The organism is Streptomyces sp. NPDC001536 (assembly GCF_042894505.1).
Taxonomy (GTDB): Bacteria; Actinomycetota; Actinomycetes; order Streptomycetales; family Streptomycetaceae; genus Streptomyces.
This window is the reverse complement of sequence record NZ_JBIAVQ010000002.1, coordinates 446,292-461,244: the sequence shown is the minus strand read 5'-3', so window position 1 is coordinate 461,244 and position 14,953 is coordinate 446,292. Positions and strand designations below refer to the sequence as shown.

The following is a 14,953-nucleotide window of genomic DNA, read 5'->3' as shown; positions in this document are numbered from 1 at the left end:
TCACCGTCCCCGTGTTGCGGCGAGCGCGGCCATGCGCTCGAACGTCGACCGGGCCTGCGGCCCCTGTGCCGCCCCGGCCCGCTGCCACAGCGCCCAGGCGGTCCGGTACGACTCCAGCGCGTGCTCCGGTCCCGCCGTCCGTTCCAGCACCACCCCGCGCTGGTGGTGCGCCCGCGCGGCCAGCAGCGGCTCTCCGGCCCGGTCCGCACTGCGTACGCCGTGGTGGTACGCGTCGGCCGCCAGGTCCAGCCACTCGGGTGCCCCGGCGTCCCCGGCCAGCGTCAGCAGTACGTCGCCGCGCTCCAGCCACGCCAGTGCCGCCGTACGGTCGTCGCGCGCGCCGCGTGCCGCGCGGGCCAGCACCCATTCGGCCTCGTGCAGATCGGTCGGCGTTCCGCCCGCGCCGTGATGATGACGCAGCGCCCGCCCGAACAGAAGCCGCCGGTCGGCCAGATGGGGATCACTGTCGGCCGTCAGCGCCAGCGCCGCGCGCAGCACCCGTACGGCATCGGTGGCCACCGGCAGTTCCCCGCCCCGCTCGGCCCGGGCGACCAGCACCTCGCCACGGCCCGCGAGCAGCTCCGCCCGCTCCGGGTCGTCACGGTCCAGCAGGGCCTCGGCCTGGGTGAAGTACCCGTCGGCGGCCTGGAGTTCGGCGGGCTCGGCGGTGTGCCGGTAGCGGGCGGTGTGCGCCTCGGCCAGCCGGCGCAGAGCCGGCACGCGTAACGCCGGGCCCTGGTCGCGGACCGCGTCCACCGCCCGCTCCAGCGCCTCCAGGACCCCGGGATGCCCGGTGTCACCGGCGGCCACGGCACGCGCCTCGGCCAGGTCCAGCAGGGCCCGGCAGCGCACGGCGGACGGGGCGCTGTGCCGGCCGGTGAGCCGGACTCCGCTCTCGAAGTCCGCCGCCGCCCGCAGCGCCAGGGTCCGCGCCTCGTCCGCCGCGTCACGGCCCCGGGCGTCGCCGGCGAGCGCCAGCAGCAGCCGCCCCCGGGCCAGCACCGCCGGGTCGAAACCGGGCCGGCCGGGAAGGGAGGAGGGTATTCGGGGACCGCCGCCCGCGGCCGATCCGCCGGAGGCCACGGCCGTCACCGGGCCCGACGGACGCAGGCGGGCGCGTACGAACCGTTTCGGTCACTCGCGTGCGGCGGACGCGCGACGGGGCACCGCACCGCGCGGGCAGAGCCTGTCCGGCGGGTCAGGCCGGCTGCGGCGAACGGTCCGGGCGAGCCGAGCCGGGCGGGGTCCGGTGCGTGCGGCCGCGAGGAGGAGGGAGTCGACGCGACAGGGGTCTCCCCGGTGGGGAAGTGGGCACCAGGGCTCGCGACGCCGGCCTGACCCGTCGGACAGGCCCTGGGCCACTCACTCACGTCGCGCTCCTCGTCATGGACGGTCGGATGCGTGCGAACTCCATGACAGTACGCGCGCCCTGCCCGGTCAACAGTGCTTTCCGGCCGCCCCGCCGGATCGTGCCCGCTGAAGCGCGTCAACACGAGCCGTCTAGACTCACCCGCAACGGCCCGCCCCACCACGGCCGAAAGCGGTCCACCTCGGCCAGACCCGAAGGGTATTCGGCGTTTTGATACGGATAGATTCAGTCACCAAGCGGTACCCGGACGGCACGGTGGCGGTCGACCGGCTCTCGTTGGAGATACCCGACCGCTCGATCACCGTCCTCGTCGGCCCCTCGGGCTGCGGCAAGACGACCACCCTGCGGATGATCAACCGCATGGTCGAACCCACCGAGGGCACCATCCTCCTCGACGGCAAGGACATCCTGCGGCAGCCGGTCAACACGCTGCGCCGGTCCATGGGTTACGTCATCCAGAACGCCGGTCTCTTCCAGCACCGCACGATCATCGACAACATCGCGACCGTGCCCCGGCTGCTCGGCTGGAGCAAGGACAAGGCCCGGGAGCGCGCACGGGAGTTGATGGAGCGGGTCGGGCTCGACGCCGCGCTCGCCAAGCGCTACCCCTACCAGCTCTCCGGCGGCCAGCAGCAGCGCGTCGGCGTGGCCCGGGCGCTCGCCGCCGATCCGCCGGTGCTGCTCATGGACGAGCCGTTCTCCGCCGTGGATCCCATCGTGCGCAAGGGGCTTCAGGACGAACTCCTGCGTATCCAGGAGGAGTTGGGCAAGACGATCGTCTTCGTCACCCATGACATCGACGAGGCCGTGAAGATCGGCACGATGGTCGCCGTGATGCGCACCGGCGGCCGGCTCGCCCAGTACGCGCCGCCGGCCGAGCTGCTCTCCGACCCGGCCGACGCGTTCGTCGAGGACTTCCTGGGCGCGGACAGGGGGGTGCGGCGGCTCTCCTTCTTCCCGTCCACAGGGCTGGAGCTGACGATGGCACCTGTCGTCACGGCGGACGCCGGCACCGAGCGGGCGGACACCGACGCCGAGTTCCTCCTCGTGACGGACGCCGACGGCAGGCCACTCGGGTGGACCGAACCGGAGGGGCTTGGCGGGAACGGCCGACTGCTGTCCTACGGACGCCCGTTCGTCGTCGGCACCGACTCGCTGCGGGCCGCGCTGGACTGCGCGGTGCTCTCGCCCACCGGGTGGGCGGTCGCCGTGGACACCGACGGGAAGGTCGCCGGGGTCGTCTCCCAGCAGACCATCGCCGAGGCCATCCGCGGCGCGCACGCGCGGGGGCTCACGGACGCGAAGGTCGCCGGATGAACTGGGACCGGATGTTCGACATCCCCAGCGACCTCCAGCACAGCTGGCTGGGCCTGGTCGGGCTGCACCTGCGCGAGGCCCTGCTGCCGGTGCTCGCCGGACTGCTGATCTCGCTGCCGCTGGCCCAACTCTGCGTGCGTTTCCGCTGGCTGTACCCGCCGGTGCTGTGGGCGACGACCGTGTTCTACGCCATCCCCTCGCTGGCCTTCTTCGTGCTGCTCATCGACTACACCGGCATGACCGAGCTGACGGTGATGATCCCGCTCACCGTCTACAGCCTCGTCGTGCTGGTCCCGGCCGTCGTGGACGCCGTCCGCTCGGTCCCGCAGGAGACCCTCGCCGCCGCGAAGGCCATGGGCCTGGGACCCGTACGCCGCTACGTCCAGGTCCAGTTGCCCATCGCCGTACCCGCGATCATCGCCGGACTGCGGGTCGCCACCGTGTCGAGCGTCAGCCTCGTCAGCGTCGGCACCCTCATCGGCAACCAGGGCGCCCTCGGCAACCTGCTGAACGACGCCACCATCTACAACCGGCCGGAACTCGCCGTGAACGCCGTGCTGTCCATGGCCGTCCTCGCGATCCTCGCCGACGCCGCGCTGGTGCTCCTGCGCCGTCTGCTGACGCCGTGGATGCCGCGCCCGCAGCGCCGCAAGCGCAAGGCCGCCCCCGTCCTGGAAGAGGCAGCACGGTGAACCTGCTCACCCACATCGGCAACTTCTTCGGCGACAGCGCCCACTGGCAGGGCTACGACGGCATCCCCACGCGGGTCGCCGAGCACCTCCAGTACACCCTGGAGGCGCTGCTCATCGCCGCCGCGATCGCCCTGCCGGTGGGCCTGGTCACCGGCCACTACGGGCGCGGCGGGACCGTCCTCTCCCTGATCGCCACCGCGGGGCGGGCCCTGCCCACCTTCGGTCTGCTGGTGCTGCTCACGCTGCTGCTGGGCTTCGGCCTCGTCAACGTGATGACCCCGCTCGTCGTCCTCGCCGTCCCGCCGATCCTGGTCACCACCTACGAGGCGATGCGCACCGTCGATCCCTCCTCGGTGGACGCCGCGCGGGGCATGGGCATGAGCGAGGCCGGGGTCCTCTTCCACGTCGAACTCCCGGCCGCGCTCCCGCTGATCCTCAGCGGCCTGCGCTCCGGAGCCATCCAGATCGTCTCCACGGCGACCATCGCGGCCTACGTCAGCCTCGGCGGCCTCGGCCGCTACATCGTGGACGGCCTCTACCAACGCGACTACGAGAAGGTCGTCGGCGGCGCCACACTGGTGGCGGGCCTGGCGCTGCTCACGCTCGCGGTGTTCTGGGCGGTGGGACGGGCCACCGTGTCCCGGGGAGTACGCCGGAGCGTTTGAGCGGTCCGGGCGGAGCCGCGGGGTCACGCCCACGCGGGTCCGCCGCGACCGGTCCCACCGGCCCGCACCTGAATCGCCGCCCTCTCAGCGGAGCGACTCCGTGCGGGCCAGCGCCAGTTCCAGTACGACCAGCAGCGCGTCGCGGACCGAGCCGCGTTCGCGGGCGTCGAAGATGACGACGGGGACGTGGTCCGCGACGTCGAGCGCCCAGCGGACCTCCTCCAGCGTGTGCTCGACCTTTCCGTCGAACGCGTTGGCGGCCACCGCGAACGGGATCTTCCGGTGCTCGAAGTAGTCGACCGCGGCGTAGCAGTCGTCGAGACGGCGGGTGTCCACGATCACCAGGCCACCCAGCGCGCCCTCCACGATGTCGTCCCACATGAAGCCGAAGCGCTCCTGCCCGGGCGTGCCGAACAGATACAGCTTCAGGGTCGGGTCGATGGTGATGCAGCCGAAGTCCATCGCGACCGTGGTCGTGGTCTTGCGCGGGGTGTGCGTGAGGTCGTCCACGCCCGCCGCGACCTCAGTGATGGCCGCCTCGGTGGTCAGCGGCTCGATCTCGGAGATGGCGCCGACGGCGGTGGTCTTGCCCACGCCGAAGCCGCCCGCGATCACCATCTTGACCGGGAGCGGTGGCCGCACGGCGGCTGCCGGACCGGACCCGTCGAGGGCGGCCGGTTCAGTCGGAGTCACGGAGTACCCCTCGGGAGTCGGGGATGGCGCGCAGGCCATCGATCACTCTTCGCAGGACGGAAGCGTCGTGCGTGTCGTCGGAGTCGGGCACGTGCACCGTCAACTGCCCCTCCGCGCGCAGGTCCTCGGCGAGCACCCGGACCACGTTGAGGTGCAGCCGCAGCCGGGCCGCGAGTTCCGCGATGGACTGCGGACGGCGGCAGGCGGCGACGATGTCGTGCTGCTCGAAGGAGAGCCCGTCGAGCGCGCCGAGACCCTCGACGGTGGCCACCACCTGGGTCTCCACGGGCATCGGCCGGCCGGCCGCGCTGGGCGCCACCCGGCCGGCGGTGACCAGGAACGGCCGCACGGCGGAGGCGGGCCCGACCGGGTCGGGCCCCGCGGCTGAGGAGCCGTCCGCCATGGCGTGTCCGTCCCGGTCCCGGTCAGAGCGCCGACGGGGAGCCGACGCTGTTCTTCAGCGCCAGCACCAGTTGGGGACTGAGCGCGCTGCCCGCCCGGTTGGCGAACAGCGTCATCTCGTAGGCGATGTTGCCCAGCTTGGCCTCCTTGTCGGTGACCACGCCGAGGACGGCGCCGCTGCCGATGGCGGAGACCAGGACATGGCCGCCCTCCAGGTCGATGATGACCTTGTTGAGGCCGCCCAGGCCGTAGTTGCCGGACGCGCCGGCGGCCAGGCTGGTGATGCCGGAGACGATCGCCGCGAGGCGCTCGGAGTCGGCGTGCTCACGCAGTTCGGAGACCGCGATGAGCAGTCCGTCCGAGGAGACGGCGATGGCGTCCACGACGCCCGCGGTCTCGGTGGCGAAACGATTCAACAGCCAGGTGAAGTCGGCTGCCGCGGCCTTCAGCTCGGCCGGTGTGTTCCCCGTCGGAGTGTCACCTGTCGACGTACTCACTGTTCCGCTCCTTCCGGGAGGTGGTTCTGGTCGTGCTTGCGGGGGGTCTGGTGCGGTTCCGTGTCGCTGTCGCGGTGGGCGCGTTCCACGGCGGCCTCGAACTCCTCGAGGGCGCTGCGGACGGCCTCCGCGTCGGCGGGGCGGGGTGCCTGGCGGGTGCTCGCGGGGGCGGCGTCGACCGTGGTGCGGAGCGTGGCTCCGCGGACGCGGCGGCGCAGCGGGCGGGCGGTGCCGGAGGTGTCGTCGGCGGGTGCCGGTTCCTCGGTGCGGGCCTTGGGGATGAAGGGCAGGCCCTCCGAAGCGGCCGGGTCCTCCGAAGCGGCCGGGTCCTCCTCGCGGCGTACCCGGCGGGGGAGCGGCCCGTCGTGCTCGTCGGCGGGGACCGGCGGGCGGGGGCCCGCGTCGTCCGTGGCCGCCGCCGGGGTGGTCGGTGCCGTCGGCTGCGCCGCGGCCGCCGTCAGCAGCAGCGACGGCGGGAGGGTCACCTCGGCCGTGACACCGCCGCCCGGGGTGCGGGACAGAGCGACGTCGATGTCCCAGCGGCGCGCCAGCGAGCCGACCACGAAGAGGCCGAGCACCTTCGAGGGCACCAGGTCGAGACGTTCGCGGCGGACGATGCGGGCGTTCTCCTCGTCGAGCCGCTCGGGGTCCATGCCCAGGCCGTGGTCGGCGACCACGATCGCCGCGCCCTCGGTGGTGTTCTGCACGAACACCTCGACGGGGCTGTCCGCGGGCGAGAACGACACGGCGTTCTCCACGAGTTCGGCCACCATCAGGGTCAGGTCGCCGATGATGTCGGGCGCCACCGCCACCTCGGTCCGCGCGAGCAGCTGGACCCGCTGGAAGCCCTCGATCTGGCCGAGCGCGGCCCGTACGACATTGGTCAGCGCGATCGGTCCGGCGTCCAGGACGGTCTCGCGGATGCCGGCGAGCAGCATCAGGCTGTCGGCGTTGCGGCGCAGACGCACCGCGATGTGGTCGATGCTGTAGAGGCGTTCGAGCAGCTCGGGGTCGGTCTCGCCGCGCTCCACCGCGTCGATCAGGGCCAGCTGCCGGGTGGTCAGGTTGCTGACCCGGCGGCCGACGTTGCCGAACATCTCGGCGACGTTGCGGCGGCTGAGCACCTGGCGCTCCAGAAGGGCGACCGCGGTGGTCTGCACATGGTTGAAGGCCTCGGCGAGGTCACCGATCTCGTCGCGTGCGGTGGCCGGCATCTCCCGCAGCCGCGCCGGGCGGTCGTCCTCGGCGTCGTCGTCGGCCACCCGGGCGAGCTCGCGCTCGGCGTCCTCGGCTACCTGCTGCGCGGCCTGGGTCAGGGCCTGGACCGGGCGGACCACGGAGCGCCGTACGAGCACCGAGAACGCGAGCCAGACGACGAAGCCGAGCAGCGCGAGGCCCAGCAGCAGGACGGCGTTGCGCAGGGCGGCGTCGGAGGCGCGCTCGGCACGGTCGGCGATCTGGTCGATCAGCGAGGTGGTGATCCCCAGCCGGATCGCGGCCTGCTTGCGGTAGGAGGGGTACGAGTCGAGTGCCGTCTCGAACTTCTCGCGGATCTCGGCGGGGGAGTCGGCCTGGAGGGAGCTGGGGTCGATCTGGAGCTCGGCGTACTGCCGGTTGATCGCGGCCTGCGGGGTGTTGTGCTCGATCCCGCCGAGCTGCTCCGCCTGCTCGGCGGTGGCGAACCGCGCGAACCGGTCGGCCTGGTGGGTGTACTCGTCGTAGGAGCCGACCGCGCCGATGAACTCGATGAGCGCGTTCGAGTCGCCGGTCGTCGCGGAGAACACACCGGTCTCGAAGGCGCTGTGGGCGGCGTCGGCACGCAGCAGGGAGTCGAGCAGGTTGCCGGTGAAGGTGGTCGCCAGAGCCGTGTTGCGGTCCAGGCCGAGGCCGTCGATCAGGCCCTTGGCGGCGCTGGTGTAGGCGGGATCGATGTTGTCGGCGGGCAGGTACGCCTGCTCGATGGTGTTGCGCAGGCTCTCCAGGCCGTCGATCTCCCGCAGGGCCCGGGCCTCGTCCTCGGGGAGCCGGTCGCCGAAGGCCTTGCGGACCTCCTTGACCTGGTTGTCCACCGCCAACTGCGCCGTGCGGTACGGGGTCTGGGAGGGGGTGCCGCCGTCGTTGGTGGCCTCGTGCCGCACGGAGAGCAGGATGGCCTGCTGGTGCTCGGCCTCCAACCGGTCCACCAGCGTGGCGACCTCGGTGCTGGTGCGCACGAGCTGTGCCGCGTCGGCCGCCTCCGAGGACTGCTGGACCTGGTCGGTGATGAGGTAGGCGAGCAGCACCGCGACCACCGTCAGCGGCACGCCGACCAGCACGTTGAGCTTGTGCCGGAACGGCCGGCGATCGGCGAAGCCACGTATGCCACCCGGGGCCGGGGGCGGCGCCGTCTCGCTCGTGGACACCAGGCCTCCTTCAAGGGGGATGACGGCGCGCGAAGACCTCACGTGACCGAATCTGATCGTGTCGGATGGTGCGGAACCGCACCAATGGGGCACCGGCACGCCACTGTGTCCGAACGCCAACGACCCGGAGACTACCGTCTCTTCGGAGGGCCGATCACGCCACCCTGAGTCAAGAATCCATTACAACGGGACGGCTCCCGGGTGACCGGCCTTTCAGCGGCTTTTCACAACCGGTCGCGCATTGACGCCAATTGGTGACCAGGGTGCACTTGACTGAGTGAGAACTGGCTGGATTGGATCAGTGTCAGAGCTTGTTTCTCATCAGCCCACACAGCCCGGAACGGGAATCGTGACTTCCAACGCCCCACGCAGCAGGTCCATCCGGAAGCATCCCGGCGTAGCCGCCGTCGCGCTCGCCGCCACCGCGGCCCTGCTGGCGGGATGCGGCTCCTCCGACGACACCTCCGACCCGCTCAAGGAGGACAAGGGGAGCGGCAGCGGCGACACCGTCGTCGTCGGCTCCAACAACTTCGCCGAGAGCATCCTCCTCGCCGACATCTACGGCGAGGCCCTCAAGGCCAAGGGCATCAAGGTCACCTACAAGCCCAACATCGGCAGCCGCGAGACCACTTACGGCCTGCTGAAGAACGGCTCCATCACCGTCCTGCCCGAGTACAACGGCTCGCTGCTGTCCTACCTCGACCCCAAGGCCGAGCAGAAGACGGCCGACGCGGTGAACGCCGCGGTGAAGACGAAGCTCGACAGCACGCTCACGCTCCTCGAGTCGTCGCCCGCCGAGGACAAGGACTCCGTCAGCGTCAACGCGGAGACCGCGAAGAAGTACAACCTCACCGCCGAGTCCACGCTCGCCGACCTCAAGGACATCGCGCCCGAGCTGGTCATCGGCGGCTCGCCCGAGTTCCAGACCCGCCAGCAGGGCCTGCTCGGCCTGAAGTCCGTGTACGGCCTGGAGTTCAAGTCCTTCAAGGCGCTCGACGCGGGCGGCCCGCTGACCCAGGCGGCGCTGACGAAGAACACCGTGCAGGCCGCGGACATCTTCACCACCGACCCGACCATCGTCAAGGAGAAGTTCGTCGTCCTGAAGGACCCGGAGAACCTCTTCGGCTTCGCGAACGTGACCCCGCTGGCCTACAAGTCCGGCCTCTCCCAGGAGGGCGTGGACGCGCTCAACGCGGTCTCCGCCAAGCTGGACACCGAGACGCTCCTGGACCTCGACTCCCAGGTGCAGCTCGAGAACAAGGACCCGCTGGACGTCGCCCAGGCCTGGCTGAAGTCGGCCGGACTGTCCTGACGCCCCTCCGTGGACTCCACGGACGGACCGACACGGGTGCCCCGCGACACGCAGGGCACCCGCGTCGTCCTGTACGGCACGACGCCCGACGTCGCGCCGGTGGCACGGCTCGCCGACGGCGCCGCCCGGACCTCACCGGCCTTCACTCCGGCCGCCGAGGCGCTCCCCTTCTGCACGATGGACAGCGAGATGACGGCGGACGTGGCGGCGGCGGTGGAACTGCCGCCGTTGCCGGCGGAGTTGTAGCCCCCAACCATCCCTACCGCGCCGCGTCGGCGATCAACTGGTCGATGAGCGCGATCAGTACGTCCCGGGAGGACTCGCGGTCGCGGGCGTCGCACAGCAGGACCTGGACATGGTCCGGCAGGGCGAGCGCGTCACGGATCTCCTCGGGTGGATAGGGGTGGTCGCCGTGGAAGCCGTTGACGCCGACGACGAAGGGGATGCCCCGGCGTTCGAAGAAGTCGATCGCGGCGAAGCTGGACTCCGGGCGGCGGACGTCGATGAGGACGACGGCACCCAGGGCGCCCAGGGCCAGGTCGTTCCACATGAACCAGAACCGCTGCTGGCCGGGTGTGCCGAAGAGATAGAGGATCAGATCCCGGCTGATGGTGATGCGGCCGAAGTCCAGGGCCACGGTGGTGGCCTTCTTCTCCTCGATCCCGTCGAGGTCGTCGATGCCCAGACCTGTCACGGTCAGCGGTTCCTCGGTGCGCAGCGGGACGATCTCGCTGACCGAGCCGACCATGGTGGTCTTGCCGACGCCGAAGCCACCCGCGATCAGGATCTTGACCGTGTCGGGTGCCGGCCGGGCGATGGTGTCAGAGTCGGCCAAGGCCGTCCCTCACTTTCTGCAGCAGGTCCAGGTCGACGGTGGCGGCGACCGGGTGCGGCGGGCGGACCGTGATGCGGCCCGCCTCCAGCAGGTCGCAGAGCATGATGACGATCACGCTCATCGGTAGGTCGAGCAGTGCGGCGAGTTCCGCGACGGCGATCGGCTCGGCGCACCGGCGCAGGATGCGCTGATGCTCCGGCTGTGCGCGGGGGGCCCGGGTCGGCGGCGGGTCCACCGCGGTCACCATCGAGATGAGGGTGAAGTCGGCGCGGCTGGGGCGGGTACGTCCGCCGGTCAGTGCGAACGGCCGTACGAGACGGCCTGCCGTGTCGCCTCCGTTCACCTCACGCGCCGGAGTCGGCGGTGGGGCCGACGCCTGCCCGCGGAGCGGCGCTGAGGTGCTCGCCGATCTTCTTCACCAGCATGTTCATCTGGTACGCGACCACACCGACGTCGGCGCCCTGGTTGGTGAGCACGACGAGGTGGGCGCCGGGGCCGGCGGAGGTGAGGATCAGATAGCTGTGCGCCATCTCGATCAGCGCCTGCCGCACCGGGCCACCGCGGAAGTCCATGCTGACGCCCTTGCTCAGACTCATGAGCCCGGACGCGGTCGCGGCCAGCCGCTCGGCGTCATCACGCAGGAACCCGGTCGACTTGCTGACGACCAACCCGTCCTCGGACAGCACAACGGCGTGATTCACCTCGGCGACCCGCTCCACGAGTCCGGTCAGCAGCTGGTCGAGCTGGGTGTGGGTGGCGGGGGTGGGGCGTGTCATGGGGGCGTCCTTCGTCGGCGGGCGGGGCGGTGGCGGGGTGGTCGGGGGCCGGGGGTGCGAGCAGCGGTCGGGGTGTGGCGGTCGGGGTCGGGGACGGCAGGCGGGGCGCGGGGTTTGGAGCGTGGGGTGTGGCAGGTCAGCGGTCGGCGGGGGTGTTCGTGCCGGTGGCTGGGGGCTGGGGGCCGGGGTTGTCCGGTGCGGTTGTTTCCTCCTGACCGTACGGCGCTTCGGTGGGGGCGGAGGGTTGGGGGTGGGGGTTTTCCGGTTCGCTGTTCTCCGGGTCCCGGCCGTCCGGCGCCCCGGCGTCCTCCTCCCGCGCGCGGAACGTGCCGCGCTGGAATCCGGCGAGTGAGGAGGCGGCGCGTTCCGCGGTGAACTCGTCGTCGGAGCCGTCCTGTTCGGCAGGCGCCGCGTCCTCGCGGAGCTCGACGGCGAGGCTGGTCTGGGGGACCCGGCGGGGGAGCGGCGCCATGCCCGGGCGGCGCCCGGGTTGCCTGACCTGCGCCGCACGCCCCGCATCACCCGCGCGGGAGTGCTCCGAGTCGTCCCGCACACCCCGCCGACGCGCGGGCAGGGGCGGGACGGCGGCCTCGGCGCCGGAGTCGGCCAGTTGAGCCGCCCCCGTGGTTGCCGCCGGCTCGCTGCCCTGTCGGACGGGCTCTTCGGCGTCGGCGTTCGGTTGCACAGGGGACCGCGTGGTCGTGGCCTCCGCCACACCGTCCGTACCGTCGTGCCGGGCGGCGGCAGGTTCAGAGGTGTCCCCCGTGTCCCCCTGCACATCGGGTTCGACGGCATGCCGCACAGGGCCCGTTCCGATGCGGGCCCGGCTCGTGGTCGTGCCCCAGGTCGTGTCTGGCCCGGTCGCCTCCCCTGTACCCGGCGCATCGGTGTCCGCGAGCTCCCGTACGACGATCTCCTGCGGCAGCAGCACGATCGCCGTCGTGCCGCCGTAGGGCGACGGGCGCAGGGTGACCGTGATGCCGTGGCGGGTGGCGAGGCGGCCGATGACGAACATGCCGAGGCGGAGGTCGTCGGCGAGGGCGACCACGTCGAACTTCGGAGGCACCGCCAACTGGGCGTTGAGGGAGGCGTAGTCCTCCTCCGACATACCGAGCCCACGGTCCTCGACCTCGACGGCCAGCCCCTTGGCGACCGACGAGGCCTGCACCGTGACCGGCGCCGGCGCGGGCGAGTACACGGTCGCGTTGTCGATGAGCTCGGCCAGCAGATGGATCACGTCGGCCACCGCGGGTGGCGCCAGGTACACGTCCTCCTCGGTGTGCACCTCCACCCGCTGGTACTCGGCGACCTCCCCCACCGCACTGCGCAGGATGTCGATCAGCGCGACCGGCTCCTGCCAGCTGCGCCCCGGCCGCTCACCACTGATGACGACGAGATTCTCCTCGTACCGCCGCAACTGGCTGGCCGTGGAGTCCAGTTCGTACAGACCTTTCAGCACCTCGGGATCGGTGTGCCGGCGCTCCAGCGCGTCCAGCTTGGTGAGCTGGAGGTTGACCAGGTTCTGGCTCTGCCGGGCGATGCCGAGGATCACCTTCTGGAAGCCCCGCCGGGTGTCGGCGAGTTCGATCGCCGTGTGCACCGCCGTACGCTGCGCCTTGTTGAACGCCCGTGCCACCGCGCCGAGTTCGTCACCGCCGTAGTCCAGCGGCGGCGCCGCGAGATCCGCGTCGACCGTCTCGCCGCGCTCCAGGCGCGAGACCACGTCGGGCAGCCGCTCCTCGGCGAGGCTCAGCGTGGCCTCCCGGAGGCCGTGCAGCCGCCGGGACAGCGAACGGGTGATCCGCCAGGACATGCCCACGCACACCAGCAGCCCGAGCAGCCCGCCCGCGCTCAGCGAGGCCGCGGTGAGCAGCAGACTGTCCGCCTTGTCCGCGCTGCGGTCCAGCAGCCCTGACGTCTGCTCCTGGATCAGCCGGGTGTACGCGGCGGCGACCTTGTCCAGCGCGGCGGTCCACTTCTTCTGCGCGTCGGGCAGCGCGACCCTGCCGTCGGCCGCCCTCGTCCGCGCGGCCAGCACCTGGTCCTCGACCTCCGACAGGGTCCGCCACTCGGGGCTCTGGAGGATCCGTTCGGTCTCCGTCTTCGCGCTGCCGCTCAACTGCGGGACGATCTGGTCCTCGACGAGCCACCGCTGGGTGTCGACCAGCTGCGCGAACCCGATCCACTCCTTCTCGGTGAGGTGCCCGGTCGGCCAGGCCAGGGTGAGCCGCGCGTCCTCCTGGGAGACCAGCTCCGCCGCGTGCTCCAGCGCGACCAGCGGGCCGGCCTGTGAGGTGAGGTCGCCGTCGTCGACCTGGGAGAGCTCCTGGAAGGCGTGGACCTGTTCGTCGATGATCGAGCTGTACTGGTCCAGCACCTGCGCGGGGGTGATGTCGGTCGGGTCGTCCACCTGGTCCCGGTAGTACTCCAGGCTGCCCAGCGAACCGAGCACCGAGTACAGCCGGTCCGAGATGCGCGACGGCGCGTCGGCGATCGCTTCGGACCGTCCGACCAGCTTGTTCACCGCCAGGTCCGTCTCCTTGCGCTGGGCGTCCAGCGCGACCCGGGAGCTGCGCGGCGAGGCCAGCAGGGCCGCCGACAGACTGCGTTCGCGCTGGAGGGCGAGCGTCGCGTCAGTGCCCATGGCACCGGTCGACCGGCTCAACTCGGTCTGTCCGCGCAGCCGCAGGCCCTCGGTGAACATCTGCGTCGTCGTCACACCCCACAGGGCGGTGAGCGTGACGCTGGGCACCAGGGCCAGCAGGATCAGGGAGAGACGTATGGAGCCGAGACGGCGCCGGGCACCTGTCCGTGGAGACATTCGTCGTCCTAGGCGATGAGCAGGGAGGGGGGGTGGGGACTACCGATGAGGAGCTGGGGGAGAGGTGTGATCCGGTCGGTCAGCGGGTTCCGTTGGCCGCGAACTTCGCCACCGCGTCCACGTTCGCCTTCGTCACGAACGCCGGACCGGTGAGGACGGGGGACACCCCGCCGCCGCTGACATTGCCGTTGGTCCGGTACAGCCACAGCGAGTCGACCGCGAGATACCCCTGGAGGTAGGGCTGCTGGTCCACGGCGAACTGCACGGCACCGCTCTTGACCGCCTTCACCAGGTCGTTGTTGAGATCGAAGGTGGCGACGCGCGCCTTGCTGCCCGCGTCCTTCACCGACGCCACCGCGGTGAGCGCGAACTGCGCGCCGTTCGTGACGACTTCGTCGACCGTCGGGTCCTGCCGCAGCTGGGCCGTGAGCACGGCGGCCATGGCCTTGGTGTCGGTGCCGTCCACATAGAGGTTCTCGGTCTCGCCGCCGAAGGCCTTCTTCACCCCGGCGCAGCGCGCCTCCAGGGCGACGTTGCCGCGCTCGTGGATCACACAGAGCGCGTGCCGGGACTTGAGGCCGTCCAGCTTGTCGCCGACGGCCCGGCCTGCGACGCTCTCGTCCTGGCCGAAGAACTCCAGCAGTCCGCCGGACTGCCAGGAGTCGATACCGGAGTTGAGGCCGACCACGGGGATGCCGGCCGCCTTGGCGGCGGCGACGGGTCCCCGCATCGCCTGCGGTTTGGCGAGGGTCACCGCGATGCCGTCGACCTTGTCGCGGACCGCGTCCCGTACGAGGTCGGCCTGTCCGGCCGCGTCCGGGTCGCCGGAGTACGTCAGCTCGATGCCGTCCTTGGCGGCGGCCGCCTCGGCGCCCTTCTGCACCAGGTCCCAGAAGGTGTCGCCCTCGGGGGCGTGGGTGATCAACGCGATTCTGAGCCCGGCTCCGCCCGCCTTTCCGGCGGAGGTGCCGGAGTCCGGCGAACCACCGGACGCTGAGCAGCCGGCCGCGAGCAGACAGACGGCGGCGGCCAGGGCGGCAACACGTCTGGGGGAGACGGGAGGTGGGGGAGGAATGATCATGATGGTGCGGCACCTCGCTGTGCGGCCGAGCTGGAGGAACGGCGAGAGGGAGCACCCGGAGGACGTTCGACGCCGCGTACGCCGTCCGGAT

At 71.6% G+C, this 14,953-nt stretch carries 15 protein-coding genes; 5 read left to right on the top strand and 10 right to left on the bottom strand.

Features of this window, described 5'->3' with window-relative positions; all coding sequences use genetic code 11:
* Positions 1 to 1,083, bottom strand: a complete 1,083-nt coding sequence (locus tag ACFY0U_RS07250) for a hypothetical protein (protein WP_388631525.1) — start codon at positions 1,081 to 1,083, stop codon at positions 1 to 3.
* 496 nt (positions 1,084 to 1,579) lie between these two features.
* On the opposite strand from ACFY0U_RS07250, the gene ACFY0U_RS07245 reads away from it, so the two are divergent.
* Genes ACFY0U_RS07245 through ACFY0U_RS07235 form a run of 3 tightly spaced genes read left to right on the top strand, consistent with a single transcriptional unit; the run spans position 1,580 to position 4,043 of the window.
* Positions 1,580 to 2,686 carry an ABC transporter ATP-binding protein gene (locus ACFY0U_RS07245; protein WP_388631522.1) on the top strand — a complete coding sequence of 369 codons (1,107 nt, stop codon included), beginning with the start codon at positions 1,580 to 1,582 and terminating at the stop codon, positions 2,684 to 2,686.
* Positions 2,683 to 3,378 (top strand): ABC transporter permease, encoded by a 696-nt coding sequence (locus tag ACFY0U_RS07240; RefSeq protein ID WP_388631519.1) that lies wholly within the window; start codon positions 2,683 to 2,685, stop codon positions 3,376 to 3,378. The genes ACFY0U_RS07245 and ACFY0U_RS07240 overlap by 4 nt, the downstream gene beginning before the upstream one ends.
* Positions 3,375 to 4,043, top strand: a complete 669-nt coding sequence (locus ACFY0U_RS07235; protein ID WP_388631516.1) for an ABC transporter permease — start codon at positions 3,375 to 3,377, stop codon at positions 4,041 to 4,043. Before ACFY0U_RS07240 ends, ACFY0U_RS07235 begins: the two co-directional genes overlap by 4 nt.
* Before the next feature lie 84 nt (positions 4,044 to 4,127).
* On the opposite strand, the gene ACFY0U_RS07230 is transcribed toward ACFY0U_RS07235, so the two are convergent.
* The 4 genes from ACFY0U_RS07230 to ACFY0U_RS07215 are packed head-to-tail and all read right to left on the bottom strand — an operon-like array spanning position 4,128 to position 8,037.
* Complete coding sequence (locus ACFY0U_RS07230; RefSeq protein WP_388631513.1) at positions 4,128 to 4,736, bottom strand: ATP/GTP-binding protein; 609 nt, start codon at positions 4,734 to 4,736, stop codon at positions 4,128 to 4,130.
* A complete protein-coding gene (locus ACFY0U_RS07225) occupies positions 4,723 to 5,139 on the bottom strand; it encodes a DUF742 domain-containing protein (protein WP_388631510.1) in 417 nt (138 codons plus the stop codon). Before ACFY0U_RS07225 ends, ACFY0U_RS07230 begins: the two co-directional genes overlap by 14 nt.
* 22 nt (positions 5,140 to 5,161) lie before the next feature.
* Positions 5,162 to 5,635, bottom strand: a complete 474-nt coding sequence (locus ACFY0U_RS07220) for a roadblock/LC7 domain-containing protein (protein ID WP_046263351.1) — start codon at positions 5,633 to 5,635, stop codon at positions 5,162 to 5,164.
* Entirely contained in the window at positions 5,632 to 8,037 is a 2,406-nt protein-coding gene (locus tag ACFY0U_RS07215) for an ATP-binding protein (protein WP_388631507.1), read from the bottom strand. Before ACFY0U_RS07215 ends, ACFY0U_RS07220 begins: the two co-directional genes overlap by 4 nt.
* 349 nt (positions 8,038 to 8,386) lie before the next feature.
* On the opposite strand from ACFY0U_RS07215, the gene ACFY0U_RS07210 reads away from it, so the two are divergent.
* Together ACFY0U_RS07210 and ACFY0U_RS07205 are read left to right on the top strand one after the other, a co-directional pair.
* Positions 8,387 to 9,349, top strand: coding sequence for an ABC transporter substrate-binding protein (locus tag ACFY0U_RS07210; RefSeq protein WP_388631505.1), 963 nt, complete (start codon positions 8,387 to 8,389; stop codon positions 9,347 to 9,349).
* A gap of 36 nt (positions 9,350 to 9,385) precedes the next feature.
* Positions 9,386 to 9,595 (top strand): hypothetical protein, encoded by a 210-nt coding sequence (locus ACFY0U_RS07205; RefSeq protein ID WP_388631502.1) that lies wholly within the window; start codon positions 9,386 to 9,388, stop codon positions 9,593 to 9,595.
* 13 nt (positions 9,596 to 9,608) lie between these two features.
* On the opposite strand, the gene ACFY0U_RS07200 is transcribed toward ACFY0U_RS07205, so the two are convergent.
* The 5 genes from ACFY0U_RS07200 to ACFY0U_RS07180 all read right to left on the bottom strand — a co-directional run bounded on the left by ACFY0U_RS07200 (position 9,609) and on the right by ACFY0U_RS07180 (position 14,862).
* Complete coding sequence (locus ACFY0U_RS07200) at positions 9,609 to 10,184, bottom strand: ATP/GTP-binding protein (protein WP_388631500.1); 576 nt, start codon at positions 10,182 to 10,184, stop codon at positions 9,609 to 9,611.
* Positions 10,171 to 10,527 carry a DUF742 domain-containing protein gene (locus tag ACFY0U_RS07195; RefSeq protein ID WP_388631497.1) on the bottom strand — a complete coding sequence of 119 codons (357 nt, stop codon included), beginning with the start codon at positions 10,525 to 10,527 and terminating at the stop codon, positions 10,171 to 10,173. The genes ACFY0U_RS07200 and ACFY0U_RS07195 overlap by 14 nt, the downstream gene beginning before the upstream one ends.
* Before the next feature lies 1 nt (position 10,528).
* A complete protein-coding gene (locus ACFY0U_RS07190; protein ID WP_046263356.1) occupies positions 10,529 to 10,960 on the bottom strand; it encodes a roadblock/LC7 domain-containing protein in 432 nt (143 codons plus the stop codon).
* Positions 10,961 to 11,096: 136 nt separating this feature from the next.
* Positions 11,097 to 13,781 (bottom strand): nitrate- and nitrite sensing domain-containing protein, encoded by a 2,685-nt coding sequence (locus ACFY0U_RS07185; protein WP_388631494.1) that lies wholly within the window; start codon positions 13,779 to 13,781, stop codon positions 11,097 to 11,099.
* A 79-nt stretch (positions 13,782 to 13,860) separates the two neighbouring features.
* Complete coding sequence (locus ACFY0U_RS07180; RefSeq protein ID WP_388631491.1) at positions 13,861 to 14,862, bottom strand: substrate-binding domain-containing protein; 1,002 nt, start codon at positions 14,860 to 14,862, stop codon at positions 13,861 to 13,863.
* Positions 14,863 to 14,953 lie beyond the last annotated feature (91 nt).